We start from the raw sequence: 25,726 nt of genomic DNA, 5'->3' as shown, positions 1-25,726 counted from the left end.
GTAAGTCCTGTCAGGTTGAATAGGGCGGTCAAAGTAGGCAATTGCGAATTCGTGCATCGAGAGCCAGGGGAGCATAGGTTTTGGTTAAGGGTATTTTGGCAGGCGGTGCGGCGTTGCCAAAACACCCATATTTGCAGACACGACGAGGCTGCAAATATGGGCACTTCAGTGTATTCAGAAAGAACGGTACGGGAGGTTCGGGAGGGCAGGTTGGGGGGCTCTGTGGAATGGGTTGCTAGACGCATGGATCGTTGTAAGCCTCTACCGTGCAGCGATTCATGCTTCCAACAAGTCTGCGTTGCGGAGGAGCTACGCAGTCGATCTACTGGGTGAGCAACTGTTTGGGATGGCGCACGGGGATGCCTGTTGCGCGATGAATGCGATCGCTCATGGGTTGCAAAACCGATTCGCTTAAAGGCTTGAGATGGTGGACGGTATAGGGGCGATCGCCAGCAGCATGATTCCCTCGGGCATCCATTTCGTGTTGCACAGGTTTGGGGCGAGTCGGTGTATTCAGCTGAATTTCGTCGGGTTGAAGATGCTGCACAAAGGTGATGTAGGTATCTTGCTCTGCGACGCTCCAGGGGGATAGCAGCATAGTTTGAATGGCCAGCCTGCCTGTATACTCCTGGCGAAACTGTTGGATTCCCTGCAGAATTTGCTCCAGGGTCATGCCGGGTGCAGGCCGATTGACGCGCTGAAACCGGACAGGCCCGATCGCATCTAGCTTAACGGCAACCTCATGGGCGATCGCCAGTTCTGCCCGCACAGTGGCATCGTGCAGGAGCGTTCCATTCGTTAACACTGCGATCGGTTTTGCGGTGACTGTTTTGGCCAGGGTGATGATTTCGCCCAAGTTTAGGGCTAGGGTTGGCTCGCCGCTGCCACTAAGGGTGACCACATCCACATCCCAGGGAGCAAAGGTTTGTAAATCTTGCTCAATATGCCGAGTTGATACAAAAACTTGCCTCGTAGTTTGAACTTGCTCAATTTTGCCAAGTTGGCAATACGCACAACGAAACGAACAAGTAGAGTGATGACCAATGGGATCAATGCCTAATGATTGACCGAATCGCCAGGATGATACAGGGCCATATACGGATGTGAATGGAGTTGGGGTAGATGTCGTTGGGGTAGGTGTACTTAATGTATGTGTACTTGATTTAAGCTTGGGCTGATATTGCGTGATAGATTGCGCCATGGTTGGGCTTCCACAAAATGGAAGAAAATTTGAGGTTAAACGCGATCGCCGCGCTTCTACAAAATTGGGAGAAGCATGAATTGAAATAGATCCCGAACTGGTGTCACAGAGTGGTCAATATTTTGGATTTTCGATAACTATATAGTAATGCAAGGATGGCTTGAATGGATGAGTGATACCCCTCCTGGTAAGCGATCGCCATAGATAGGGATACAAAAATAGAATCGTAAATTTGCCGTTCCTGTACCGATCGAATGCTCCTATCCTAAATAGAACAGGAATTGTAGCCGCGATGGCACACACCAGGGATAAAGCAATGAGACGAGGAAAACGGCAAGCTGGGCAGAATATTCGCACCATGGCCATGCGTCGCCGCGTCCGCGCGATTCAAAGCTTTGTTGCGGCTGGTGCCGTGCTCGTTGTTCCACTTGTCCTTTTACGATTGTTTGAAAACTTGGCAACCTCACTTCAACTGACAACCGCCACTCAACAGCCCCTAATCGCACCACAGCTCAAGCTTCTCTTTGGCCTTTTGATGCTGGTATCAGCGGCCAGTCTCGTCTGGAAAGGATTGTATTTGTGGAAGCGGGCTAACCATGCTGACCAAGGTGCCAAAGGTGAGGAAGAAATCGCCAAAACACTGGAGGGTTTGGAAGCGTTGGGCTGGGAAATTGAGTATGGACGACAGCTGCGTGGCCTGGGCGATGTTGATGTAGTGTGTACATCGCCCAAAGGCAATACCTACACCATCGATGTCAAATCCCACCGTGGAAAAGTGACAACCGATGGGGAGCAGCTCTACCGCTACATCGGGCAAAACAAGCAGCCGTTTGAAAAAGACTTTTTAGAACAGGCGATGAAACAAGCACTCCGGATTAAACAGCAAAAGCGACAAAAGTTTGTCACGCCAATGATTGCTTTTTCAGACGCAACAGTGACTATTCCCTCTGGAAAGTTGCGCGGCGTTTACGTGGTAGAAAAAGCAAGACTGATCCCTTTGTTGAAAAGTTTGGGTTAAAGCGACCAGATCCTGGTCAGAAAAAGCGCCAACATTTTTCCAACGCATTTCGTGAGCGCCAAGCGAACGATGGCCCTTCATCAATGTTGGTAACCAAAGGCTGTTGGATACTCTGCTCTGGAGATCTCAAACAGCCTTTGGCTTTCTCTCCAACGTCAGGCTTAGATCAGCCGAAGTTGATTGATTGCGCGTGCGTTGCCAAAACGGGCGAGGCGGAACCCAGCAGATATTGGCTACAGCACCCCTTTAGAACTGGGGATGGTATTGGTTCGTCGAGGATCAATTTCGAGCGCCATGCGCATTGCCCGTGCAAATGCTTTGAAGGTTGCTTCAATAATGTGGTGGGAGTTGATACCGTCGAGCTGGCGAATATGGAGAGTAATTTGCGCGTGGTTGACCACAGCGACAAAGAACTCACGCACGAGCTGAGTGTCGTAGGTACCAACTCGCTGCGTCGGAATTTGCAACCCATAGCTGAGATGGGGACGGCCTGAAAAATCCAGGGAGACTTGCACCAATGCTTCATCGAGTGGAGCGACAAAGTGCCCAAATCGGGTAATGCCTTTGCGATCGCCCACGGCTTTTGCCAAAGCCATACCGAGCGTAATGCCCACGTCTTCGTTGGTGTGGTGGTCATCGATGTGGATGTCTCCGGTTGCATGCACATCAAGATCAATCAATCCATGCGAGGAAATCTGATCCAGCATGTGATCCAAAAAAGGAACTCCCGTTTCTGCACGACACTGCCCCTGCCCATCTAAGTTGAGGCTCACCTGAACGTCGGTCTCTTTGGTTTTGCGACTGACCGATGCTGTGCGACCTGTCGAAACAACAGGAACGTCGGAAGCGGTCGGTGTTGTGATGGGATCGCGGGTTTGCATAAGACTGGGATTTCGCAACAGAGGACGTCAACAAGAAACAAGCAAGGGATCAACGTGCAGACTCGCTCAACCAATTGACCCAAGAAAAGAACTCAGTCATTGAGCACTTGGCTGAGCCAACCATCAAACCCAATTTGCTCTATCTATTATGGCAGTTTGTGCATGACGAGGTTGTGCATGAAAGGTGTGCGTGAGGGATACAGCGCGCGCCCTGTATCCCCCTCTTCAGGGCAGGCCTACATGCCCATAATTTCGTAGCCCGCATCCACATATAGAATTTGACCTGTGATGCCGCTCGACAAATCGCTACACAGAAACGCTGCCGCATTGCCCACTTCTGTTTGCGTTACCGTACGGCGCAACGGTGCCACCTCTTCCACATGATGAATCATGTCTAGAATGCCACCCACAGCAGAGGAGGCTAGCGTCCGAATCGGGCCAGCCGAAATTCCATTCACCCGAACATTGATTGGCCCCATTTCTGCGGCTAGATAGCGCACATTCATTTCCAATGCCGCTTTAGCAACGCCCATTACATTGTAGTTGGGCACCACCCGCACCCCACCCAAGTACGTAAGCGTCACAATAGAGCCGCCCTCGGTCATGAGCGGCTTGGCTGCACGTGCGAGCTGCACCAGTGAATAAGCGCTGACATTTAGCGCGAGATCAAAGCCTTCGCGCGATACGTTACTAAAGTCGCCACTCAAATCATCGCGATTGGCAAAGGCCAAACAGTGAATCAGGATATCAACCTTGCCCCACTTGTCGCGCACGGTATTAAAGGTGCTCTCGACCTGCCCATCGTTTTGCACATCCAACGGCAAGAATAGGCTGGGCTGCAACGGTTCAACCAAATCGGCAACCTTTTTCTCCATCTTGCCTTTGTCGTCGGGCAGGTAGGTAATGCCCAGGTTGGCACCGGCCGCCTGAAGCTGCTGTGCAATGCCCCAAGCGATGGAGCGATTGTTGGCAATTCCGGTAACGAGGGCATTTTTTCCAGTTAAATTCAGCATTGGCGTTAGGAGGGTATGAATTTTTTTGGGCTTTTAGATGTGCCAGCGAATTAAGAATACTGAAAAAGGGGATCTAAAAGTAGGGGTTGGGTGGCAGTTCATGTGGTTGGATGAGAATTGGAATGCCACGATCCGCTAACCCTAATCTCGAAAGATGACGCATTTACCGTAGCTTGCTATACCCTGATAGACAAAGCCCACAAAACGGTCTGCAGCATCTCTTGTCAAGAGCGATTTCGCTAAATCTGGTATTCATGCAGGCTTCCTGAAGGAATCAAGTGTAGTATCGGATACAAAAAACTCTTCTAAAGTTAGTTTAAGTGTTCTAAAGTCAAAATTTCCTCACTTAGGCACAATTCGATGGTGTAGTTGTTCTTAAGCGTAGGCTGATTTCTGGTTAATAAAAAGACTACTCTCACAGGGTCCGAGAAGGCGAGGGGTATGGTGGCGACACAAGATAAGCCGTTGGCAGATGTTTTCCGACAGTTGAGCGGTGGCGTGTTTCCGCCAATGGTGGAGGCGTTTGAACGAGGCAAAACCATTTTCTTTCCGGGCGACCCTGCGGAACGGGTTTACTTTTTGCTGAAGGGAGCGGTGAAGCTGTCGCGGGTGTACGAGGCGGGCGAAGAAATTACGGTGGCGCTGCTGCGAGAGAACAGTGTGTTTGGGGTGCTGTCGCTCATTACAGGGCAACGGGCCGATCGCTTTTACCATGCGGTGGCGTTTACTCCGGTAGAGCTGCTGTCGATTCCGATTGAGCAGGTGGAAAAGGCGCTGAAGGATAATCCCGACTTGAGCATGTTGATGCTGAAGGGTCTGTCATCGCGCATTTTGCAAACTGAGATGATGATTGAAACGTTGGCCCATCGGGATATGGGATCGCGGCTGGTGAGCTTTTTGCTGATTTTGTGTCGTGACTTTGGGGTGCCCACGTCGGATGGCATTATGATCGACCTGAAGCTGTCTCATCAAGCGATCGCTGAGGCGATTGGCTCGACTCGGGTGACGGTGACACGGTTGCTGGGCGACCTGCGAACGGACAATATGATTTCCATTCACAAAAAGAAGATCACGGTTTACAACCCGGTTGCGCTAAGTCAGCAGTTTACGTAGGGCGCGGTTGGCTAAATGAATGGGTGAGATGGCAAAAAAGCTGAAAATCCTCATTTTTCGCAAATTTTGGCTCATAGGCTGATCCGTAAATGTCACACTGGAAATGGAGGAGACTCAATTTCTAGGGGTGAGGCTGCTTGATGGTAGGAGATTGACAGTAAGACGACGCGGGCCGCAGGTTGAATGGTGTGGCAAGAGTTTGCGCGTTTCCTGAAATCTCTTATCAGAATGCAGTAGGCTGTATCTGAGTTCTGCGTAGCTGACGATGACCACAGGGCTGGTCTTAATTTTGGCGATTTTGGTGTTGGGAGGGGTGATTGCAACCGTTGGCGATCGCCTGGGAATGCGAGTTGGTAAAGCACGGCTGAGCTTGTTTCGGCTGCGTCCCCGGCAAACTGCCACCTTAATCACGATCATGACCGGGATTTTGATTTCTGCGGTCACGTTTGGCATTTTGTTTGCAATTGATGATCGCTTGCGTACTGGGGTGTTTGAGCTAGAGAGCATTCAAGATGATCTGGCCAATGCTCGAATTGAGCTAGGGGAGGCGCAGGGTGAACGGGAAACCATTCAGCGCGAGCTTGATGTTGCACTGGATGAGCAGCAAGAGGCTCAGCGGCGGCTGTCGAGCATTAACCGTCGGCTAGATGAGGCGAATGTGCAGCGGGATCGGATTGAAGGTCAGTTGCGCGTGACTGAAGACCAACTCGGTAGCACCCAATCGCAGTTACAGCAAATTGAAACCAGCTACCGTCAGGCGCAAGCGGTGCTGCGTAATGTATCGGGTCAGGCCAACTCACTGCGCGAAGAAATTCGACAATTGCAGGCCGATCGCCAGCAGCAAATTTTGCAGCGAGAAGAGGAAATTGCGGAGCGCGATCGCCGCATTGCGGAGCGCGAAGCCCAACTTCGAGAGCTAGAAGCGCAGCAGCAGTACCTTACGCAAGAAGTGCAAGTGCTGGAACGGGAATTTCAGGGTTTGCGGCAGGGCAGTGTCGCCCTTTTGCGCAATCAAACCTTGTCTTCGGGGGTCGTGCGAGTTGTGACTCCGGCGGCAGCACCCCAAGCGGTGATTCAGCTTTTGGTTGAGGCCAATCGGTTTGCAGCCCAGCGGGTGCGGCCTGGTATGAATGCTGTTGAGGGGCAGGTCATTCAGGTCACGAATGCCCAGGTGGAGCAATTGGTGGAGCAATTGCAAAACGGGCGTGAGTATGTGGTGCGAATTCTGTCGGCTGGCAACTATGTAGTGGGCGAACCCTGCGTGCTATCAGGCGAGGACTGCATTCAGGTTTTTGTGGCGGCGGCTCCCAATGAGCTGCTGCTGCGGACTGGTGAGGTGGTGGCTTCTGCAACGGCTGATCCCCGACGGCTTACGGATGAAGCGTTGGTTGAGCAGTTCAACTTGCTCATTGGTACGGCGCAGTTCCGCCTACGCCAGTTGGGGCTGCTGGCTGAGGTGGTGCAGATTGCCGATGGCCGCACTGAAACGGTGGTCAACTTCTTTCGACAGATTCGGGTCTACAATCAGCCTGTTAGCATTCAAGCGGTGGCGATGGAGCCCATTTATACCGCTGGCCCTGCTCAGCTAGATCTGCTGGCTGTCAGTGGGGATCGTGTACTGTTCAGCACAGCCGAAACGGAAAGTTTGCTGCAACCTTAAGCCAGTGGTTGAAGAGGAAGTGTGACAGGTCAACGAATGACAGATCAACCAGCCATTTTAGGGTTTGATCCCGGTCGGCTAAAGTGTGGCCTCGCGGTGATGGGGTTGGATCGCCAATTGCTGTTTTATGAGGTGGTGCCTTCGACGTTGGCGATCGCTCGAATTTCTCAACTTCGTCAACAGTTCCCCATTTCGCTGTTGGTGATGGGCGACCAAACGACGGCCAAGCTCTGGAAAACTCGCCTTGAGAGCGAGCTGCCCGAACCGTTGCGGGTGGTTCTGGTTGACGAGCGCTACAGTACGTTGGAAGCACGCGATCGCTATTGGCAGATGTTTCCTCCTAAGGGCTTGCAAGCCCTGATTCCACAAAAGCTGCGCACCATCCCTCGCCCTATTGATGATATTGTCGCCATCCTGCTGATTGAGCGGTATTTACAGCGCCTTACTGATGCAGGGTAAGCCGTTTGGGAGTTTGGATTCTTAGATTTGAGATTCGTTGGGATTAGGTGGATCTCCTATCTCCCTAACCCGACTGCTATAGTCCTAGCAATTGGATTTCGCAGTGGGTGATTGGGCATGCAAAAAGATCATCGGGCACAAGTCCAACGGGTGCTGGTGCTAACTCTGGTGCTCAACATTGTGGTGATGGGCATTAAGGTGATGGTGGGCACGCTAACGGGGTCGCTGAGTGTGCTGGCCGATGCGCTGCATAGTGTTACCGATAGCGCGAATAATGTGCTGGGATTGGTCACGAGTGGACTGTCGAATCCTGAGCCCGATCGCGATCATCCCTACGGCCATCAAAAGTTTGAAGCGCTCGGTGCGTTGGGGATTGCGGTTTTTTTGGGGATTGCTTGCTTCGAGATTTTGAAGAGTGCGGTGGGGCGCATTCTTAACGGGAGCGATCCGGTTCAGATTGGCATGTTTGAACTGTGGTTGCTGTTAATGGTGTTGGGTCTCAATATTTTTGTGGCGTTCTATGAGCGGCGTGTTGGTCGGCGTGTTGGTAGCCCCATTCTGATTGCGGATGCGCGTCACACCATGAGTGATGTATGGGTGACGATTAGTGTGTTGGGTGGCTTGGTGGGGGTGTGGGCGCTGGGGTTTCAGTGGTTGGATGTGGTGCTGTCGTTTCCGGTGGCGCTGTTGGTATTCCTGAGTGGTTGGTCGGTTTTGCAGGAAAATTTGCCGTGGCTGGTGGATAGGATGGCGATCGCCCCGGAAGCGATTCACGATACGGTGATGCAGGTGCCGGGTGTAGTGAATTGCCACAGCATTGCGTCTCGTGGGGTGTTGGGGCGGCAGGTGTTTATTGAAATGCATTTGATTGTGGATGCAACGGATGTGGTGACGGCTCATGCGATTACCGAAGCGGTGGAGGATCGGCTGAATGAGTGTTATGGTCCTGCCCGCATTAATATTCATGTGGAGCCGTTTCAGTACCGCTCGGATGAAATTAGCTACGGTGACCACTAAATCCCAAATCCCAAATCCCAAATTGGATTATTTCGGTTGTTGACGGATCTTTGAGATGAGGGCGGTTCTTTGACGCTCTTGGCTGACGATGTTGAGACGTATCAGAGCACGAATGTTTAGGGCTATAGGTTTGGCTTGGGGGCGCGTCGCCCCCCAAACCCCCTGACTGGGAGAGACGGCAGCCCGTCCCTCCCAGACCCTCCCTCGGCAAAGGGGTTATCGGTGGGGGTGTTGGGTCGCTTCGCATTGGTTGGGATGGGATCAGGTTTATGTGGGGGCTGGTTCTCGTACCTGGGAGGGATTGTCGGGTGACTTTGGGATAAGGGTGAGGAGGCTCGTCTGTGGGGATCGGGCAGCTAGTAATCGGTTCCAGGTTGTTACAGAAATGGGTTCGGGTTTTACGCCTAGGCAAGGACGGGTTCCCGATCTGTAGAGGGGCGATCGCCAGTGTCTAGCATGTCACTGAACACGCGGTCAACATTCTGCAATGATGATGCCGCCATGTAGAGGAGTGAATGATGTTAACGTACGCCACAATTACGACAACACAAGGGCTTTTGGTGGAGCAACCCAAACGGCGCTCTACAGGTTTGAAGCGTGCGCTGCTGCGGTGGAAGGCTCATCAGCGTCGTCAGGGTCGTGTTGCCTAGTTGCTTAAACAGGACTTACGCAGGTGCATGATGTTTGGAGTACCAAGCACTTCAAACATCATGTAATTCTCTGGTTTTGGGATGAGGTGCGTAAGTCCTATTGAAACGTCAGTTTCGGTTCAAAGCTTTTCTGAAGTTTGCGCGCCGCGCAAACTTCAGAAGTGCCCATTTTTGCGTGCGCAACGCGCACGCAAAAATGGGCACTTCAGCTTACTCAAAACTCAGGTTATTTTGGATGGCTGAGTTCGCTTTGGGGCAGATTTTGGTAGGGTGGGCATGGCTCACCCTACACGTGTTTTTAAGATAGAACGATGCCGGAATTGGTTCACGCGGTGCAGGTCGCGGCAACGCCAGAGTTTGTCTATACGCCGCCCAAGGCTGCTTGGAATGCCACGCGCATTTTGGTCAAGCCAAATTTGGGATACCCTGCAAAGCCGCCGGTTACGGTAAGTATGGGTGTACTAGGTGGGGTGCTGCGATCGCTGCGCCAAGCTAGCCCAACGGCCGAAATTTTGATTGTGGAAGGGGTGTGTTCGCCGGTTTCTCTCAGTGAGATTGCTGGTCGCAATGGCCTGTACAACGTTATGGATGAGGGAATGCAGCTGTTGGATGCGGATACACTGCCACTGCTGGAGTATCCCAACCGATCGTCCCGGCCCATGCGCTTTCAAACGATGTGGGCTCCGGCTCTGCTGCAAGACGTGGATTGTCGAATCTCAGTCAGTGCCTTTAAACGGACGCTACTGAAGAATGAACCCCTCATTTCTGCATCGCTGAAGAATCTGTATGGCTTGTTTCCCCGATCGCGCTACAAAGCGCGCAGCGCCAACTCTCGCGGCCAGTTGCATCGTCCTTCGGTTCCCCAAGTCCTGCAAGATGTATATGACTGCATTGGCTACTGGTTTGATGGCGGTGTTGTAGATGCCGACCAAAAGTTTGTCAGTCATGATTGGAAACCAGACCGGGGTGATGCGGTTCCTGTCGGACAAGTGATTTGGGGGGATGACTTGCTACAGGTGGATCGCGAAGCCTGCCATGTGGGTGGAGAAGCGGTTCCTAGCTATATTGAGGCGATCGCCAAGCGACATTCCCTGCCCCAACAGGATTAAGGCACTGCCTGCTTTTTTTGGGAAAGCCCATTCGTCTTGTCCTGAACGAATCAGCGCGATTCAGAATTCAGTAAACTACGAAAGGTTACAACAACAGTTGGGTGAATACGAGGGGTTCCTGGAGGAAACGGTGCGCCTGTTCAAGACGATCGCAGGATTGCGAAGTTATGTATGGCAACAGCGAGAAGGCGCAGCAGAGCGGCTTCGGGATGGGGCACCCGTGGTGGGATTGGTGCCAACGATGGGAGCCTTGCACGAAGGGCACCTGAGCTTGGTGCAGCAGGCCCGTCGCGAAACCAAAGTGGTGGTTGTCAGTATTTTTGTCAATCCGCTGCAATTTGGCCCTAATGAAGACTTTCATCGCTATCCCAAAACCCTGGAGCGCGATCGCGAACTGTGCGCAGATGCTGGAGTAGATGCCATCTTTGCCCCCTCTGTGGCGGAACTGTACAGTTCTGCCGATCCCGCCGACAAACGGTTGCTCACCCAAGTTGTTCCTCCTCCCGAAATGATGGCCGTGCTGTGCGGCCCCCATCGTCCTGGCCATTTTGAAGGCGTGGCCACGGTTGTGACCAAGTTGCTCAACATCGTGCTGCCCGATCGCGCCTACTTTGGCCAAAAAGACGCCCAGCAACTCGCCATTTTGCAACGGTTGGTTCAGGATTTGAACGTACCCGTTACCCTGGTTTCCTGCCCGACGGTGCGCGAACCCGATGGTTTGGCTTTAAGTTCTCGTAATCGATATTTATCTCCAGAGGAGCGATCGCACGCTACAATTCTTTACCGTGCCTTAAACAGCGCACAGCAATTATTTCAACAAGGAATCACGCACCGCCACGAGCTAATTAACGCCGCTACTGCCGAGCTAGCGACGGTTCCCGTTGTGCGACCTCAATACATCGATCTGGTTCACCCAAAAACAATGAAGCCACTGGAGAAAGTCGAAGAAACCGGACTGTTGGCGATCGCCGCCCATCTGGGTTCCGCCCGTTTAATTGACAACGTTGTGCTACAAGCTCGCCAGCCCATTGTGGCGATCGATGGGCCGGCAGGAGCTGGAAAATCGACCGTAGTGCGCCGCGTCGCCAACGAGCTAGGGCTCTTGTATTTGGATACCGGAGCCATGTACCGCGCCGTAACCTGGCTCGTACTAGATTCGGGCATCGCCGTTACCGACGAGCCTGCGATCGCCGAACTCGTGAGCGAGTGCGACATTCGCCTCGAAAACGCCGATCAGCAAGGTATGGCTGCCCCCACCCAAAAAGTGTGGATCAATGGGCAAGACGTGACCCGTGACATTCGCTCTGCCGAAGTCACCGCCAACGTTTCTGCTGTTGCCGCCCAACGCGCCGTCCGCGAAGCTCTGGTGCGCATGCAGCAAGACTATGGCCGTCGCGGTGGTGTCGTCATGGATGGCCGCGACATCGGCACTCACGTCTTTCCCGATGCCGAACTCAAAATCTTCCTCACCGCCTCTGTGCAAGAGCGTGCCCGCCGCCGCCAGCTCGACCTCAAAGAGCAAGGCCAACCCGAAGTGAGCCTCGAAGCCCTCGAAAAATCCATCTACGAGCGCGATCTAAAAGATAGCAGCCGCGCGATCGCCCCCCTGCGCAAAGCCGAAGACGCCATCGAACTCAACACCGACCACCTCGCCGTCGAAGATGTCGTCGCCAACATCGTCAGCCTCTACCGTGAACAAGTCGTCCGCCGTCGCTAATCAGCCCTCATGCCAGGAAGAGAGGCGATCGCCCCTCTTCCTGGCATGAACCTTAGCTACAATGCAGGGCCGATGTCTCGGCACGGTTCGAGCATTCACCCCAATCCGCCCCCCTCCGCCACCCCGTTGCAGCCCTAACCCGGAGCGCGGATTGGCATTGAGCCGTCAACCCCTTGCGGGGGGTTGGGGGAGTTGAGTCCCCCAGAAAGCGGGGGATTGGGGGGAAGTCCCCCGAGTAGAGTCTTTGGGTTAGGGGCTAGGGATTAGAGGCTAGGGGCTAGGGTGTAAGCCTCAATCCACGGCATAAGACCTGAACAAGCAACATTAAAAAAGCTTTCGGATATATCGCTGACAATCACGCATCCTGCAGTTGTTTCATTTGCCAATCCTCCTCCATGCTGCTGTACCCATTTCCACCCCTCGTTCCAGGAACCCTCATCAAGCGCTACAAGCGGTTCTTTGCCGAAGTGGAACTCGAAACCGGAGACCTCGTCATTGCCCATTGCCCCAACACCGGCCCCATGACCGGCGTCTACCTCCCCGGCAACCGCGTGTGGCTCTCCCACAGCACCAACCCCAAACGTACCCTCGCCTACACTTGGGAACTCATCGAACTCACCGACACCCTACCCACCCTCGTTGGCACCAACACCAGCCTGCCCAACCGTGTTATTAAAGCCGCCCTCGAAGCAAAGGCGATTCCCGAAATTGGCGATTACTCCGACATTCGCTGCGAAGTCCCCTACGGACGCGACAACAAGAGCCGGATTGACTTCCTGCTGACCGGGGGCGATCGCCCCATCTACATCGAAGTCAAAAACACCACCTGGGTACAAGGCTCATTAGCCCTATTCCCCGACACCGTCACTACCCGTGGTCAAAAGCATTTGCAAGAGCTAACCGACCTTTTGCCCAACGCTCGCGCCATCATGCTCTACTACATCAACCGAGGCGACTGCACCCACTTTGCCCCTGGCGATGCCGCCGACCCCACCTATGGCCTCCTGTTTCGAACGGCGATCGCCCAAGGCGTCGAAATTCTTCCCTGCCGCTTCAACAACACCCTAACCGGAGTCGAATATTTGGGATTAGCCAAGCCCGCCTGGGACTAAGCCCCCAACTCAACCGTTCCTATCCCTAACCACCCAGCGCTGATGCATCGCTCCCTGCACTGTGCTGCCACCTCAGCCATACGTCCACAGCCAGATTCTGATCCCGACACCTTATCTCACGCGATAGGATTTTCATGAATAGCCGATCGTTTGAGAGGATCTAACTTGTGGAAGTAACCCAAATTAACTGTGCAGAACAGTGCAAGAACGGTTGTGTTCTCGGCGAAGACAAGTGCCCTAACCAGGAGTTTCGTCAACAAGCCACTCAGTTTATTCAAGAAACATCGCTCGATCGCATGCACGAAATTGCCGAAATTGCCCGCCGCCGCAAAATGACAGAACCACCCAAATGGGTGTTTCCCGAAGGTGGTATTAACCCAGACAATTAACTCCGAACTGAACTCAACGGGGCGATCGCCCCTTTTTTTGTCATCAAATTTGTTGCTGAGCATCACAAAACTTAAAAAAATATCTTGTTTTTTACATAACCTGCTCCTAAAAGCAAACGCTTCTTCTTAGATAAACAAACCTCAATAGACTTAAGAAAGCTTTTAGAAATAAGCCCAATAGAGTCCGCTTTTGGGTCCTCCTGATAGCGATGAATACCCGCTCTCGCCGATGCTCAACCGCTTGTGAATACACAACTTGAGCGTTTATAACGTTGAATCACCAAATGCAAACATCAACCCCTACGCGAGAGAAAATGGAACCCATTCATTCACTCATCCTGTGTCAATCTTCATCACCTCAATCCAGGTTTTTTTAATCCTGTCTGGAATGGTGATTCCGCCTACAAACATCAATGCTACGATTGCCACAGAAGAAAAAAAGAGGTAAGGACATATTGCTACATGATCGAAGAAATCAATAAGTCAATATCCTTCGATGGAAGAGATATTCGACTCAAGGTTGGACTACTGGCGCCTCAAGCAGGTGGGGCGGTGCTAGTCGAGTCTGAAAATACAGCAGTTTTTGTGACCGCAACTCGCGCGGCCGGGCGAGAAGGCATCGATTTTCTACCCCTGCTAGTGGACTATGAAGAGCGCATGTACGCCGCTGGACGCATTCCCGGCGGCTTTTTGCGGCGAGAGGGCCGTCCCCCCGAAAAGGCAACGCTCATCAGCCGATTGATTGACCGTCCCTTGCGTCCGCTCTTTCCTGGCTGGCTACGTGACGATATTCAGGTTGTGGCCACCACCATGTCCATGGATGAGCGAGTGCCGCCTGATGTGTTGGCTGTAACGGGAGCCTCGATCGCTACTCTATTAGCCCAAATTCCATTTAATGGCCCCATGGCAGCGGTCCGCGTTGGTCTGGTTGGCGACGACTTTATCATTAACCCCACTTACCAAGAGATTGAAGCTGGAGATCTAGACTTGGTGGTGGCGGGCTCGCCCGATGGCGTAATCATGGTAGAAGCGGGAGCCAATCAACTGCCCGAGCAAGACATGATCGAGGCGATTGACTTTGGCTACGAGGCTGTTCGGGATCTCATTCAAGCTCAGCGGGATCTGATTGCGGAACTGGGCATTGAAATTGTGCATCTTGAGCCGCCTGTTGTCGATTCCACGTTAGAAGACTTCATCACCGATCGCTCAAAAGACGCCATTAAAGAAATCTTGGCGCACTTTGAATACACCAAGCCCGAGCGAGATGCGGCTTTGGATGTGGTGAAGGAATCGGTCGCAGAGGCGATCGCCGCTATGGGTGAAGCAGAGCCTGTACGGGCTGCTGCCGAAGCCGACCCCAAAGCCCTATCCAACGTGTTTAAGAGCGTGACCAAAAAGCTGATGCGTCGCCAAATCGTGGAAGACGGCGTTCGCGTAGATGGGCGCAAGCTCGATCAAGTGCGAAAAATCACCTGTCGCACTGGGTTGCTGCCTCAGCGGGTTCATGGTAGCGCCCTATTTCAGCGAGAGCTGACCCAAGTCCTCTCTGTGGTCACTCTGGGAACTCCGGGCGAAGCGCAAGATCTGGATGACTTGCATCCTGATGATGAAAAGCGCTACATGCACCACTACAACTTCCCGCCTTACTCCGTTGGCGAAACTCGACCCATGCGATCGCCCGGTCGTCGTGAAATTGGTCACGGTGCCCTAGCCGAGCGAGCATTGGTGCCCGTGTTGCCTCCCAAAGAGGAATTTCCCTACGTGATTCGGGTCGTTTCGGAAGTGTTATCTTCCAACGGTTCCACCTCCATGGGGTCGGTTTGTGGCTCTACCCTATCGCTGATGGACGCGGGGGTTCCCATTAAAAAGCCCGTCAGCGGCGCGGCTATGGGCTTGATCAAAGAAGGCGATGAAGTCCGTATCCTGACTGATATTCAGGGGATTGAAGACTTTTTGGGTGACATGGACTTTAAAGTCGCGGGAACCGATACCGGGATTACCGCCCTACAAATGGACATGAAGATTACCGGATTGCCCATTGCGGTTGTCGCCGATGCCATCAAGCAGGCCAAGGCTGCCCGCCTCCACATCTTGAGCAAAATGACCGAAGCCATCGACAAGCCTCGTCCTGAGCTGTCTCCTTTTGCGCCTCGTCTGCTCACGATTAAGATCGATCCCGACATGATCGGCATGATCATTGGCCCCGGCGGTAAAACGATCAAAGGCATTACCGAACAAACTGGAGCCAAAATTGATATTGAAGATGATGGTACCGTCACCATTGCGGCAGTCGAGGGCGAAAAGGCCAAGCAGGCCCGCGCCATCATTGAAGGCATGACGCGCAAGCTCAGCGCTGGAGATGTCTATGTTGGCAAGGTAACGCGCATCATTCCGATTGGCGCATTTGTAGAGATATTGCCGGGTAAAGAGGGCATGGTTCACATCTCGCAAATTGCCGACTACCGCGTGGGCAAAGTGGAAGATGAGCTAGCCGTGGGTGATGAGGTGGTTGTGAAGGTGCGCGAAATTGACCAGCGTGGCCGCATTAACCTCACCCGTTTGGGGATTCATCCTGATGAGGCGGCTGCGGCCCGCGCCAGCGCAGAAGCCTAGGGTGGTTGCGTAAAGCATTTGCGATTGTTTGGAGGCTGGCCCAAGCCAGCTTTCCAACAAATCCGCTTTACCAAACTATCGCTTGGGTCGTTGGCTCTAAGGCCACTCGCCGGAACAATCGACATGTCTAAAGCGCCCAATTTTCGATGTCACTGACATCGAAAATTGGGCGCTTTGGTTTGCCAAAATGCCCAATTGTAGAGTCCAGGCTCAGGGATTGCATGGGCAGTGTTGTATAAGGCTGTGGCCTAATCGCTGGCTGAATCACCATCCGTTTCGATTCGTTACAGGTTGCGGCTTGCCAAACCTTCTTCACGCTTGGCGATCGCCCAAACAGCGTGAATCGAACCTGGGAGCCAGCCTAGCAGCGTCAACAAAATGTTGATAATCAGAGCTTGACTCACTCCATAAGAGAGGAAAACTCCAACCGGGGGCACCAGAATTGCAAGCGCATACTTCAGAATTTTCATAAGAACTTATCCACTCAGCTTTACTAACAGCATAGGCAATAAATTTGCCAGCCGAGACACCATTTTAGGGGAGAAAACCGTACCTCGTGTTCAACCTATGGGTAGACCAGGCTCCCAATATTTTTTGTTAGCATGACGATTAAAAGACAGAAGAACTGTTTTTGGATGAGCGTTCATTCGTCTTTGCTGTTTCTATCGTTTTGCTTAGCCAGGTTTTGGTCGAACAAGTAATAGCTTTTAAGTCCATTAGGCAGATGTCAAGAGTATCCCTGGATACGAAGCTATGGATTGAATCGATCGACAGGTTTGTTTATTGAACGGTTTTGAAAGGTCTGTCTAATTAAGCTGTGTTGGAGAAATGCTCATGCTTGGATATTTGTTAAACCCTCTCATCACTGCGCTATCTTTGCTGATTGTTGATTTGGTGGTGCCAGGAGTGAATATTGCTAATTTCCCAGCGGCGATTGTTGCTGCTTTGGTTATTGGCTTGATCAACACCTTTGTTAAGCCAGCTCTTAACTTGTTGTCGTTGCCGATCAACTTTCTCACGTTGGGTCTGTTTTCCTTCGTCATCAACGGATTGTGTTTTTGGTTGGCAGCGGTTCTGGTCCCCGGATTTATGGTTCAGGGCTTTTTGGCCTTTTTCGTTGGCCCAGTTGTGTTGTCGTTGGCAACTACACTCATTAACAACTACTTTGTGTCGCGCAACCCCAATGCGCAGCTTGCAGGTAGTAATTCACCCACTGTAAACACCCCCTCAAGAACTCCCAGCGAAACCCCAGTTGATAATGTTTAATTGCAGGTTGCTTCAATGAAGCTTTAATTCAATTCTTGCAACGTAGCTTCATGATTCAGCGTCCGAATTAATGTGTTCTGATTGCAATGAATTGCTGAGGTGGGTAGGCATTTTTATCAACTTCAACTTCCCTTTTGCGATACAAGGCGGTCTATGGTGATAATGAGCCATAGACCGTTTTTTAGATAGGTGCGATCGCATTTTGAATCAAAAATCTGGCCCATCAAATTCTCTTCCTGAGTGCTTCACTCCCGATACTTTATTTGCCCAAATCGAAACATTAGTGATGTTGCATTCTCCCAGTGGAGTTGAGCAAGCGATAAATACGTATTTGCAAGAGCAATTTCGGCAGTTTGGTGTTGAGAGTTGGGTCGATGATGCCGATAATGTGATCGCCAAAATTCCTGGAGATGATTCCAGTCGAGCGATCGCTATTACGGCCCATAAAGATGAGATTGGCGGTATGGTGAAATCGGTAGAGACCGATGGCCGTGTTCAAGTGCGCAAACTGGGTGGAGCATTTCCCTGGGTCTATGGCGAAGGCGTGGTGGATTTGCTGGGCGATCGCGCCACCGTAAGCGGCATTCTCAGCTTTGGGTCGCGCCATGTGTCTCACGAGTCGCCCCAAAAGGCTTTTCAGGAAGACACACCCGTCCGGTGGGAAGATGCCTGGGTGGAAACCAAATACAGCCTCAGCGAATTGGATGAGTGCGGCATCCGGCCTGGAACTCGCGTCGTCATTGGTCGCCATCGCAAGCGTCCCTTTCGCCTCAAAAACCACATTGCCAGCTATACCCTGGATAACAAAGCCTCGGTGGCGATTTTGTTAGGCTTGGCCGCCACCCTCAAACGCCCTCGGTTTGACACCTATCTAGTCGCCTCAGCGAAAGAAGAAGTGGGAGCCATTGGCGCACTATTCTTTACCGCTCGCACCAAGCTCAGCGCTTTAATCGCCCTCGAAATTTGTCCCTTGTCCGTGGAGTACCCCATCGAAGACGGCGAAGCTCCGGTGTTGCTGTCGCAGGATGCCTATGGCGTATACGATGAAGGGCTAAACCAGCAGCTTCGAGAGGCCGCCGAGCAAGCTAAGGTGCCTCTGCAATTGGCAACCATTAGCGGCTTTGGTAGCGATGCCTCCATTGCCATGAAGATGGGCCATGTGGGCCGGGGCGCGTGTTTGAGCTTTCCAACCGAAAATACCCACGGGTACGAAATTGCCCATTTAGGGGCGATCGCCAACTGTCTCACCATTCTTCACCAATTTTGTGAAATGCCCACCGCTGGACTTCCTCAAGCCGCTGATGAGAATGGTTGATGCTGATTGCGGGGATGTTCTGGACCGATGGAGGTCGGCTGTACAGGTCGGCTGTACAGGTCGGCTCCACCGCCTTTCTACAACCAGCCTCCACACATGTGGAACACAACCCAGATTGCTGATGCAGATGACAGTCGGATTACCGTACTGCAAAAATTGCCGTCCTTGGCAGACCCAGCAACGTAACAACCTGTAAAGCCCGTTTGGTTGAGACCCGCAATTCCCTACAATGGGCCTAGAACTGTTAACCAATGGTAACTATGACTACCACTGTTGCCGATGTAATGACCCGAGACCCAGTTGTCGTTCACCCTGACACTGCCCTGAATGAGGTGGTTCGCATCCTAGCTGAGCGACGCATCAGCGGCCTGCCTGTTGTAAATGCGGACGGGGCTCTGGTGGGCGTCATTTCTGAAGGCGATCTGATGTGGCAAGAGTCCGGGGTGACTCCTCCGGCCTATTTCATGCTGCTGGATAGCGTGATTTATCTGGAAAATCCTGCTCGGTATGACCGGGAATTGCACAAAGCGTTGGGCACGACGGTGGCCGAAGTGATGACTCGCGCCAAGCGCAAAGGCGACTTGGTCACCATTCAGGCCGATCGCCCGCTACGAGAGGCCGCCAACCTCATGCATGAACGCGATGTTCATCGGGTGCTTGTGCTCGACTCTGCCGATAAGTTGGTCGGCATCATTACCCGGGGCGACATTATTCGCCACATGGCTGCCTTGCAAGGCTAGGCTAACCCTTAACGATTTTTATGCGATCGCCCAGTAACGTTGGGTTCGATGCTGGTTCGCGCCCAGCTTTTATCTAATTCATTTTTTTAACCAACCACTAAAAACTAGAAATATGACTGTGACTCCCGAATCTGTTCAAGAGCTGCTAAATTCTGAAGATTTCGGCGATCGCCTTCGCGCGGTAAACCAATTGCGAACTCTAGACCCGGCGATCGCCTACGAGCTCATTAAAACAGCAGCTTACGACAGAAGTGTGCGAGTTCGCTATGCCGCCATTAGCCAACTCGCCACCCTGGGAACGCAAAACCTAGATGAAACGCTACAGATTTTGCGAGATGGCCTAGCCGACAGCGAGACAGACCTGCAAGCCGCCGCCGCCGACTCGATTGGTGCCCTTAAGCTCACTCAAGCCTATGAAGAGCTAGAGCGGCTGTATCACAACACCAGTGAATGGCTGGTTCAGTTCAGCATTATTTCTGCCCTGGGCGAATTGGGCGATACCCGGTCATTTGAACTGTTGGAAGAAGCGCTAGGCTCTCCCATTGAGCTTGTTAGAACTGCGGCCATCGGCTCCTTAGGTGAACTCGGCGACTTGCGTGCCGTGCCCCTGATCATTCCCTATGCGACCCACCCCGATTGGCAGGTGCGCCACCGCGTTGTGCAAGCTTTGGGGCGGCTCAACACACCCGAAACCCGCGCCGTCCTAGAAAGTATGGTCAACGATGAAATGCCTCCTGTTGCCCAAGATGCACAAGCATTGCTGTAAACGCTAACCCCGTATCGGCAACGAACAGCAGCGAACGACAACGAACAACTATGCAACGTTCGCAGCGGAATTTGTAGGCCTGCCAGCGTTGCGGGTATAGGCAAGAAATTAGGATTCCTTCAAGCCTGATGCACTCAGTGCATCAGGCTTGAAGGAAGTGAGATTATGCCTCTTGCTAGATTCGAGAAACGGCACTTCGAGTCAGAATGAACGACACAGAAGTGTTGTCTCAATTTTTATCGTTAGTTTCGTGAATTTTTTGCTGCTGGGTCTTGGTGTACTGCTGGTTGCTACTTCGATTCTTGATGCGCTGTGGACCGTTCTTTGGGTGAATGGGGGTGCCGGGCCAGTAACCAATCAAGTCACAAGTGGCATTTGGTGGATCATTGTGCAGGGGCTACGCATCAAACGTCATGACTGGCTTAGCTTGGGCGGCCCTGTAACCCAGGTGGTTACGATGATGGTTTGGTTGGGGCTCCTTTGGGTGGGGTGGGTGTTCATCTTCAGCGCTGATCCTGCGTCGATTATTCATTCAGAAGCTTCAAATCAACCCTTGGCGGCCTTGAGCGATCGCATCTATTTTGTTGCCTACACCATTACAACGTTTGGAAATGGAGAACTATATCCTCAGCGGGGCGGTTGGCAGTTGATGACCTCTTTGGCTGCGTTTACGGGAATATTGCTCATCACAATGGTGGTTAGCTTTCTCCTATCGGTAGTTTCAGGGGTTACAACCAAGCAATCGCTGACCAGCCAAATTATTGGACTGGGCAGTTCTGCCGAAGAGTTGGTTCTCAATAGCTGGAATGGGAGAGAGTTTTCCGGCTTGGATTTGCAATTGGCTTTAATCGCCTCCCAATTAGGTAAGTTGACCGAACAGCAAATTGCCTATCCCATCTTGCAGTATTATCACGGGGCTTCTGTTCAAAAAGGCAGTGCTCCTGCGATCGCCATCTTAGACGAGGCATTGACCATCTTGACGTATGGAATCCAGAAACCCTATCGTCCATCTCCTGCCTCACTCATATCAACCCGAGCAGCCGTTCAGAACTATTTGAAGACGGTAAAATCTGCTGGCATTCAAGCAGTGGATCTTTTACCCCCCGCTCCTGATCTGGCTCTTTTGCGTCGGGCAGGCATCCCAGTCGTCAGCAATGAAGAGTTTATGCAAGCACTTCCAAGCCTGGACGATCGCCGTAGACTGCTGTTGGGATTCGTTCAACAAAGCTGCTTTCACTGGCCTGACCATGCAATCTAGCGTGTGCTCCGTTTGGTACGATTTTGGGATCACAAAAGCCTAACCATCCGTGATTACGTTCAGGACTTACGCAGTTGAATCATGTTTGGGGCGCTTAGCGCCTCAAACATGATTCAACCCCCTGGTTTTTCGGCTGAAGTGCGTAAGTCCTAACGTTGTGCTGGAAAATTGCATCATGTTCATCCAATGATCAACATGACGCACACCCAACAGACTCTTAAAAGGTGCGCGGTTTGTTGGATTGTTTTTCGTCCGCTAAGCTTGCGGAAAACAATCCAACGGCGTAACTCTAGATGAAGCCGGTTGAGCAAACTAAGTCCCTCGACACTATGAAAACCCCGACCCTAGAATTCTGTGCCGCTCACAATGCGGGCGGCACAGAATTCTAGGATTGTATGGTTAATGATGGCTGCTTGCTGATAATTTGCTTGCGCTGAATGATTGCAACAACATTGGCTCTTACGGTGAAATATGCTGGTTGGCATACTTCTCAGTCAATTACGTGAATGGGATTAGGATCCGTAATGCGCGATCGATGACGTTCGGAGACAAAGTGTTCTGGATCAATTCCATCAAAGGTTGGAGGCAACCAAACTCGAATCACAAGAAGCGTTCCCAATACCAGTAAAAAGACACAAGCGACAAGGACTTGGCTCCAGGGCGTTTCCAAAACACCACGCACAATAATTTCCCTTAGAACAGAGACAATTGATACTTCGACGGCAACTCCAATGGATACGCGATGTTCCTGCAAATAGATAATCAGTAGACGAAATAGTTCAACCAGAATTAACAAAAACAGGATATCGGATGTAACAGGTTGAAACTCTAGTGGAGGCAGCAGCGATAGCACCATTTCTCGCAATTGGAGCACCATGAAACTAAATAGACCAATGCACAAACAAATCACAATGAAATCTTGCACGGTTTCTAATAGGCGAATGACTCGATGACTATTCAGCCAGCGATACCAAGGAAGATTCGATGGAGGTTGAACGTTCATAAGCATGGCCTGTTAAGGGGATATCTTGAGAAACGGAATAGCGAGCGGTCTCACTGAACTGAATACTCTGTTTGACAACCTGTTTGAAGGCTAGTCAAGCTTGGGTGGGGCGGCTACTGGAGGTACATCAGTTGGAGATGGATGAGGAACGACTTGGCCTTGTAACCCAAGTACTGTCATGAAGCATCCAATGATCAGTCCAGCTAGAAATGCCCAACCATGAGATGGATAAAGCGAGCATAGAAGGCGGCGATCGCTACGATAAATTTGAATCGCCCAACCGTTATTCACTTCCTCTTGCAAGAAGTTGGTCGTTTTACGCATCATGGTTCTGATTCTTGATAGAAGTAAGGACGTTAGCAATAGGGGCGGATGTCTACTTGGCACTCGTCAGCTAAATAGGACAGGGCCCGAAAGCGCAAGCTTAAGACTTCTTCATAGAGAGGATTCAGCCTACACAATGGCGGAATATACAAAACTAGATTGAAGATACGAATCGTGCGTTCAAAGGGGCACTGAGTTGGAATGACACGGCAAATGAAATGAGCCAGTGCCCGATTCTGAATCTTCAATCCATTCAGCCATTGACGAACTGCATCAAGACCACTCATCGGAGATGTCGTCGCCTTCTTGAAAATCAGAGCTAGTGAGTCAGCAGGTTTGTTAAAGTTCAACAGGTTGTTAAAGTTCAACGGCTTGTCAAAGTTCAACATGGTTGCACCGAGATCAACTGTAGAGGTTCGTTATCCCCTAGCTTAGCTATAAATTCAACGGATTGAATTGGCAGCAAGATATAAATTTTATTTATATATCATAACTCTAGCTTAACCGTTTTGAAAGCCTTGGCTCATCATTGACTGGCTTTGATGGGACGTTTGGGATGATTGGGTTGAGGTTGGTCTTTGGAATTTGCGCTGGCCTTGTATCCCAAAACATGACAACCGCTAGAAATGGCAACCGCTAGAAATGGCAACCGCTAGAAATGGCAACCGCTAAAAGCCGCCTTAACGAAGCGATTGGGTTGGCTGACCAAAATGCAGGTCAACTCTTGTTTGCCACTTTGCTTTAAGAGTTTTTCTGCACGAATTGTTGCGCGACTCAGCCACGCAACGATTCATGCTTCAAAAACTGGACTTACGCATTGGTGTTGTGGGTAGGGTGCTTAGCACCCTACCCACAACACCAACACACCAGATTGGGTAGGCTTGCGTAAGTCCTGAAAAACCTGAGTTTTGGTTAAGGGCTTTTCTGAAGTTTGCGCGCCGCGCAAACTTCAGAAAAGCCCTTAACCGAAACTGACGTTGGAAAAAGTGATTTGTGTAGGAAAGCTAGGGTTTGCGATGAGCGCTGACAAAGCGATCGCACCCACCGAGATCAAAATGCACTTGAATATTGGTGTATTGGCCGTGGTGTTCCAACAGGTGTGCCACGCGATCGCCCTGGCCTGTCATCATTTCGATCAGCCACACACCACTGGGACGCAAAAATTGGGGAGCTTGTTCTGCCAGTAGGCGAATGCAGTCTAGCCCATCGGTGCCGCCATCTAGCGCCAAGTGAGGTTCGTGCTGCGTGACCTCGGGTTGGAGTACGGCAACTTCTGCTGTGGGAATGTAGGGCGGATTGGAAACCAAGCCACTGAGCTGCCCTTTGAGATGAGCAATCGGCTCAAACCAATTGCCTTGGTAAAACTGGATTCGGTCTGCTAAATGGTTGCTTTGGGCGTTGTGTCGAGCGATTGCCAATGCCTCTGCACTCACATCTACTGCGTGCAGGGTGGCATGAGGAAATGCCTGCGCCAAACTCAGTGCGATCGCTCCACTGCCAGTCCCCAAATCGACCCAGTGAGCAGGATGAGTGGGTAACTCGGCGGCGAGGGCGATCGCTAAGTCGATGATGAGTTCCGTTTCGGGACGAGGAATCAGCACTGCCGGAGAAACTTGCAGCACCAAATCGCGCCATTGTACCTGCCCGACTAAGTACTGCACGGGAACTCGCTGCTGGGTGCGCTGTTGCCATTTTTGTGAAAGCGCATCTAAGGGATGCATGAGGCAAACGGTGGGGCGAGCCACCACGGTCTGCAATCTCAGCGCCAGCCGATCCACATCCGACATAGCTAGCACAAACCAGTCCAGTTCATGTTGCGAAACAGAAGCGGCGATCGCTTCTTGCTGGGCCCATTGGTACCAGCGCCAGAGATCGCCGCCTGTCACCACCGTTGCACAACGCGCGGTTGAATCAGTTGTCCCGTTCGCACTCTCTATCGTGCGATTGGTCTCGATATCACTCACCCAAAATGACCGTCTGGTTAGTTGCCTGGAGCAGGCTGGTTGGGACGACCCTGCTGATTTGGCAACGAGCGAATGAAGTCGATCGACTCCTTAGGCGGAACCAGCAAAATGGAGTTGAGTTCGGGTTCATCGCCTTCCTGCATCAGCTGAATCACCCCTTCCAGGCTGGTCACCTGAACTCGCATTGTTGAGGCGAGATCGGGCTCCGACTCAGATACACGAGTCAACAGCGCTTCCAAATCTTCCTGATCAAAGTACATGGGAATGACCTGGCGATCGCCCTGCTGCACAGTTAGGTATCCGCCTTCGCTATCGGTCGATTCGGCATAGAACAGGGGCACCCCTTGAAAGCCCTCGCCCTGGCCCTGTTGCTGCAGCAAATTTACTGCGCCTTGCACTTCCTCTTCGGTGGGCACAATGGCAAATCGAATTGCTTGGGCAGACTGGCTTTCATCGGTTGCCAGCTCGTAAATCTCTGCCAACGAAACCGGAGTAATCCGAACAGAGCTTGCCAGTTGGGCGTTGTCTTCGCGGAGTTGAGTCAAAAAGGCTTCTGCATCGCCGCGACTAATAAAAACATTGGCTACCGAAACAGCCTGTTCGCCCTCACCAACACTGCCCAACAGGGGCACCCCTTCCGTATTGGTAATAGCAAAAACGGGAACAGGCTGAAGCCGCTCAATTACTTGCTCTTGTGTTAAGGCCAAGGCCTGCTCTGCATTCATGACCACGCTGCCCATGACTACACTACTAATACAACCCAGGGCAGCACCCCAGCGAATCCATGACTTCATAGCATCTCCTTGACGTTGTCTCACATGCTGTGGGGGGGCAAATCAATATGAATGACGCGGCTCTATCACAACATCTGTAAGCCTAACTCATGTTTGAGTTGCTTACTTTCGTTGATGCAGTCCAATCACGTTCAATCGAATGGGTTCATTCTGGCTGAAGTTCATCAATCTCAGCCGTTATTAAACCGCAATACAACTGTAAACTGATGCCTACAAAGTAATACTTTTATCACAACTTGGGCACGCGTCGGCCCCATATTGCCCCTTCCGCCTTAGACGGGCGCGAGGCTTTGCTTGTTCCACTAGGGAACTGCGATCGCCCATCCATCGCATCTATCGCCTAT

Annotated in this window: 27 protein-coding genes; 18 read left to right on the top strand and 9 right to left on the bottom strand. The window is 51.9% G+C overall.

From position 1 onward, the window contains the following. Nucleotides 1-322 precede the first annotated feature (322 nt). Nucleotides 323-1,201, bottom strand: a complete 879-nt coding sequence (locus ACQ4M4_RS02865; protein WP_430682947.1) for a radical SAM protein — start codon at nt 1,199-1,201, stop codon at nt 323-325. Nucleotides 1,202-1,517: 316 nt separating this feature from the next. Between ACQ4M4_RS02865 and ACQ4M4_RS02860 the strand changes: the two genes are divergently transcribed. Continuing rightward, entirely contained in the window at nt 1,518-2,219 is a 702-nt protein-coding gene (locus ACQ4M4_RS02860) for a nuclease-related domain-containing protein (RefSeq protein WP_430682946.1), read from the top strand. 233 nt (nt 2,220-2,452) lie between these two features. On the opposite strand, the gene hisB is transcribed toward ACQ4M4_RS02860, so the two are convergent. Further along, nucleotides 2,453-3,100: an imidazoleglycerol-phosphate dehydratase HisB gene (gene hisB, locus ACQ4M4_RS02855; RefSeq protein WP_430682945.1), complete on the bottom strand. Its 648-nt coding sequence runs from the start codon at nt 3,098-3,100 to the stop codon at nt 2,453-2,455. Nucleotides 3,101-3,336: 236 nt separating this feature from the next. Beyond that, nucleotides 3,337-4,113: an enoyl-ACP reductase FabI gene (fabI, locus tag ACQ4M4_RS02850; protein ID WP_430682944.1), complete on the bottom strand. Its 777-nt coding sequence runs from the start codon at nt 4,111-4,113 to the stop codon at nt 3,337-3,339. Between the two features lie 441 nt (nt 4,114-4,554). Between fabI and ntcA the strand changes: the two genes are divergently transcribed. The 11 genes from ntcA to ACQ4M4_RS02795 all read left to right on the top strand — a co-directional run bounded on the left by ntcA (nt 4,555) and on the right by ACQ4M4_RS02795 (nt 15,952). Further along, nucleotides 4,555-5,226 (top strand): global nitrogen regulator NtcA, encoded by a 672-nt coding sequence (gene ntcA, locus ACQ4M4_RS02845; RefSeq protein WP_430682943.1) that lies wholly within the window; start codon nt 4,555-4,557, stop codon nt 5,224-5,226. A gap of 265 nt (nt 5,227-5,491) precedes the next feature. Next, nucleotides 5,492-6,886 (top strand): DUF3084 domain-containing protein, encoded by a 1,395-nt coding sequence (locus ACQ4M4_RS02840; RefSeq protein ID WP_430682942.1) that lies wholly within the window; start codon nt 5,492-5,494, stop codon nt 6,884-6,886. 36 nt (nt 6,887-6,922) lie between these two features. Further along, nucleotides 6,923-7,345 (top strand): resolvase, encoded by a 423-nt coding sequence (locus tag ACQ4M4_RS02835; RefSeq protein WP_430682941.1) that lies wholly within the window; start codon nt 6,923-6,925, stop codon nt 7,343-7,345. A 117-nt stretch (nt 7,346-7,462) separates the two neighbouring features. After that, nucleotides 7,463-8,362 (top strand): cation diffusion facilitator family transporter, encoded by a 900-nt coding sequence (locus ACQ4M4_RS02830; protein ID WP_430682940.1) that lies wholly within the window; start codon nt 7,463-7,465, stop codon nt 8,360-8,362. A 515-nt stretch (nt 8,363-8,877) separates the two neighbouring features. After that, a complete protein-coding gene (locus ACQ4M4_RS02825) occupies nt 8,878-9,012 on the top strand; it encodes a hypothetical protein (RefSeq protein ID WP_430682939.1) in 135 nt (44 codons plus the stop codon). Between the two features lie 311 nt (nt 9,013-9,323). Beyond that, entirely contained in the window at nt 9,324-10,121 is a 798-nt protein-coding gene (locus tag ACQ4M4_RS02820) for a DUF362 domain-containing protein (protein WP_430682938.1), read from the top strand. A gap of 130 nt (nt 10,122-10,251) precedes the next feature. Beyond that, nucleotides 10,252-11,838 (top strand): bifunctional pantoate--beta-alanine ligase/(d)CMP kinase, encoded by a 1,587-nt coding sequence (locus tag ACQ4M4_RS02815; RefSeq protein ID WP_430682937.1) that lies wholly within the window; start codon nt 10,252-10,254, stop codon nt 11,836-11,838. 9 nt (nt 11,839-11,847) lie between these two features. Then, the gene (locus ACQ4M4_RS02810) at nt 11,848-11,976 is read left to right on the top strand and encodes a hypothetical protein (protein WP_430682936.1); all 129 of its coding nucleotides are present in this window, start codon (nt 11,848-11,850) and stop codon (nt 11,974-11,976) included. A 257-nt stretch (nt 11,977-12,233) separates the two neighbouring features. After that, complete coding sequence (gene sfsA, locus ACQ4M4_RS02805; RefSeq protein WP_430682935.1) at nt 12,234-12,950, top strand: DNA/RNA nuclease SfsA; 717 nt, start codon at nt 12,234-12,236, stop codon at nt 12,948-12,950. Between the two features lie 167 nt (nt 12,951-13,117). After that, nucleotides 13,118-13,339, top strand: coding sequence for a hypothetical protein (locus ACQ4M4_RS02800; RefSeq protein ID WP_430682934.1), 222 nt, complete (start codon nt 13,118-13,120; stop codon nt 13,337-13,339). 462 nt (nt 13,340-13,801) lie between these two features. Next, nucleotides 13,802-15,952 carry a polyribonucleotide nucleotidyltransferase gene (locus ACQ4M4_RS02795; RefSeq protein ID WP_430682933.1) on the top strand — a complete coding sequence of 717 codons (2,151 nt, stop codon included), beginning with the start codon at nt 13,802-13,804 and terminating at the stop codon, nt 15,950-15,952. Between the two features lie 284 nt (nt 15,953-16,236). Here ACQ4M4_RS02795 and ACQ4M4_RS02790 read toward each other — a convergent pair whose 3' ends face one another. Then, complete coding sequence (locus ACQ4M4_RS02790) at nt 16,237-16,422, bottom strand: YqaE/Pmp3 family membrane protein (protein ID WP_430682932.1); 186 nt, start codon at nt 16,420-16,422, stop codon at nt 16,237-16,239. 364 nt (nt 16,423-16,786) lie between these two features. Between ACQ4M4_RS02790 and ACQ4M4_RS02785 the strand changes: the two genes are divergently transcribed. From ACQ4M4_RS02785 to ACQ4M4_RS02760, 6 genes are all read left to right on the top strand, one after another. Continuing rightward, the gene (locus tag ACQ4M4_RS02785; RefSeq protein ID WP_430682931.1) at nt 16,787-17,218 is read left to right on the top strand and encodes a phage holin family protein; all 432 of its coding nucleotides are present in this window, start codon (nt 16,787-16,789) and stop codon (nt 17,216-17,218) included. 286 nt (nt 17,219-17,504) lie between these two features. Next, entirely contained in the window at nt 17,505-18,533 is a 1,029-nt protein-coding gene (locus tag ACQ4M4_RS02780) for a M42 family metallopeptidase (RefSeq protein ID WP_430682930.1), read from the top strand. A 27-nt stretch (nt 18,534-18,560) separates the two neighbouring features. Further along, on the top strand, nt 18,561-18,719 hold the full coding sequence (locus tag ACQ4M4_RS02775; RefSeq protein WP_430682929.1) for a hypothetical protein: 159 nt from the start codon (nt 18,561-18,563) through the stop codon (nt 18,717-18,719). Nucleotides 18,720-18,793: 74 nt separating this feature from the next. After that, nucleotides 18,794-19,273 (top strand): CBS domain-containing protein, encoded by a 480-nt coding sequence (locus tag ACQ4M4_RS02770; protein ID WP_430682928.1) that lies wholly within the window; start codon nt 18,794-18,796, stop codon nt 19,271-19,273. Between the two features lie 112 nt (nt 19,274-19,385). Continuing rightward, nucleotides 19,386-20,039 carry a phycobilisome degradation protein NblB gene (gene nblB, locus ACQ4M4_RS02765; protein WP_430682927.1) on the top strand — a complete coding sequence of 218 codons (654 nt, stop codon included), beginning with the start codon at nt 19,386-19,388 and terminating at the stop codon, nt 20,037-20,039. A gap of 250 nt (nt 20,040-20,289) precedes the next feature. Continuing rightward, nucleotides 20,290-21,297: a potassium channel family protein gene (locus ACQ4M4_RS02760; RefSeq protein ID WP_430682926.1), complete on the top strand. Its 1,008-nt coding sequence runs from the start codon at nt 20,290-20,292 to the stop codon at nt 21,295-21,297. A 490-nt stretch (nt 21,298-21,787) separates the two neighbouring features. Here ACQ4M4_RS02760 and ACQ4M4_RS02755 read toward each other — a convergent pair whose 3' ends face one another. From ACQ4M4_RS02755 to ACQ4M4_RS02735, 5 genes are all read right to left on the bottom strand, one after another. Further along, nucleotides 21,788-22,300: a phosphate-starvation-inducible PsiE family protein gene (locus tag ACQ4M4_RS02755; protein ID WP_430682925.1), complete on the bottom strand. Its 513-nt coding sequence runs from the start codon at nt 22,298-22,300 to the stop codon at nt 21,788-21,790. Nucleotides 22,301-22,390: 90 nt separating this feature from the next. Then, the gene (locus ACQ4M4_RS02750) at nt 22,391-22,627 is read right to left on the bottom strand and encodes a hypothetical protein (RefSeq protein WP_430682924.1); all 237 of its coding nucleotides are present in this window, start codon (nt 22,625-22,627) and stop codon (nt 22,391-22,393) included. A 29-nt stretch (nt 22,628-22,656) separates the two neighbouring features. After that, nucleotides 22,657-23,013, bottom strand: a complete 357-nt coding sequence (locus tag ACQ4M4_RS02745) for a Mo-dependent nitrogenase C-terminal domain-containing protein (RefSeq protein WP_430682923.1) — start codon at nt 23,011-23,013, stop codon at nt 22,657-22,659. 615 nt (nt 23,014-23,628) lie between these two features. Then, nucleotides 23,629-24,588: a peptide chain release factor N(5)-glutamine methyltransferase gene (prmC, locus tag ACQ4M4_RS02740; RefSeq protein ID WP_430682922.1), complete on the bottom strand. Its 960-nt coding sequence runs from the start codon at nt 24,586-24,588 to the stop codon at nt 23,629-23,631. A 17-nt stretch (nt 24,589-24,605) separates the two neighbouring features. Beyond that, nucleotides 24,606-25,382 carry a Tic22 family protein gene (locus ACQ4M4_RS02735; protein WP_430682921.1) on the bottom strand — a complete coding sequence of 259 codons (777 nt, stop codon included), beginning with the start codon at nt 25,380-25,382 and terminating at the stop codon, nt 24,606-24,608. Nucleotides 25,383-25,726: the final 344 nt, after the last annotated feature.

It is taken from the genome of Leptolyngbya sp. AN02str (assembly GCF_050565595.1).
In the GTDB taxonomy this organism is placed as follows: Bacteria; Cyanobacteriota; Cyanobacteriia; order Elainellales; family Elainellaceae; genus Kaiparowitsia.
Note: the sequence above shows the minus strand (reverse complement) of the source record. Positions and strands in the feature narration are given on the sequence as shown.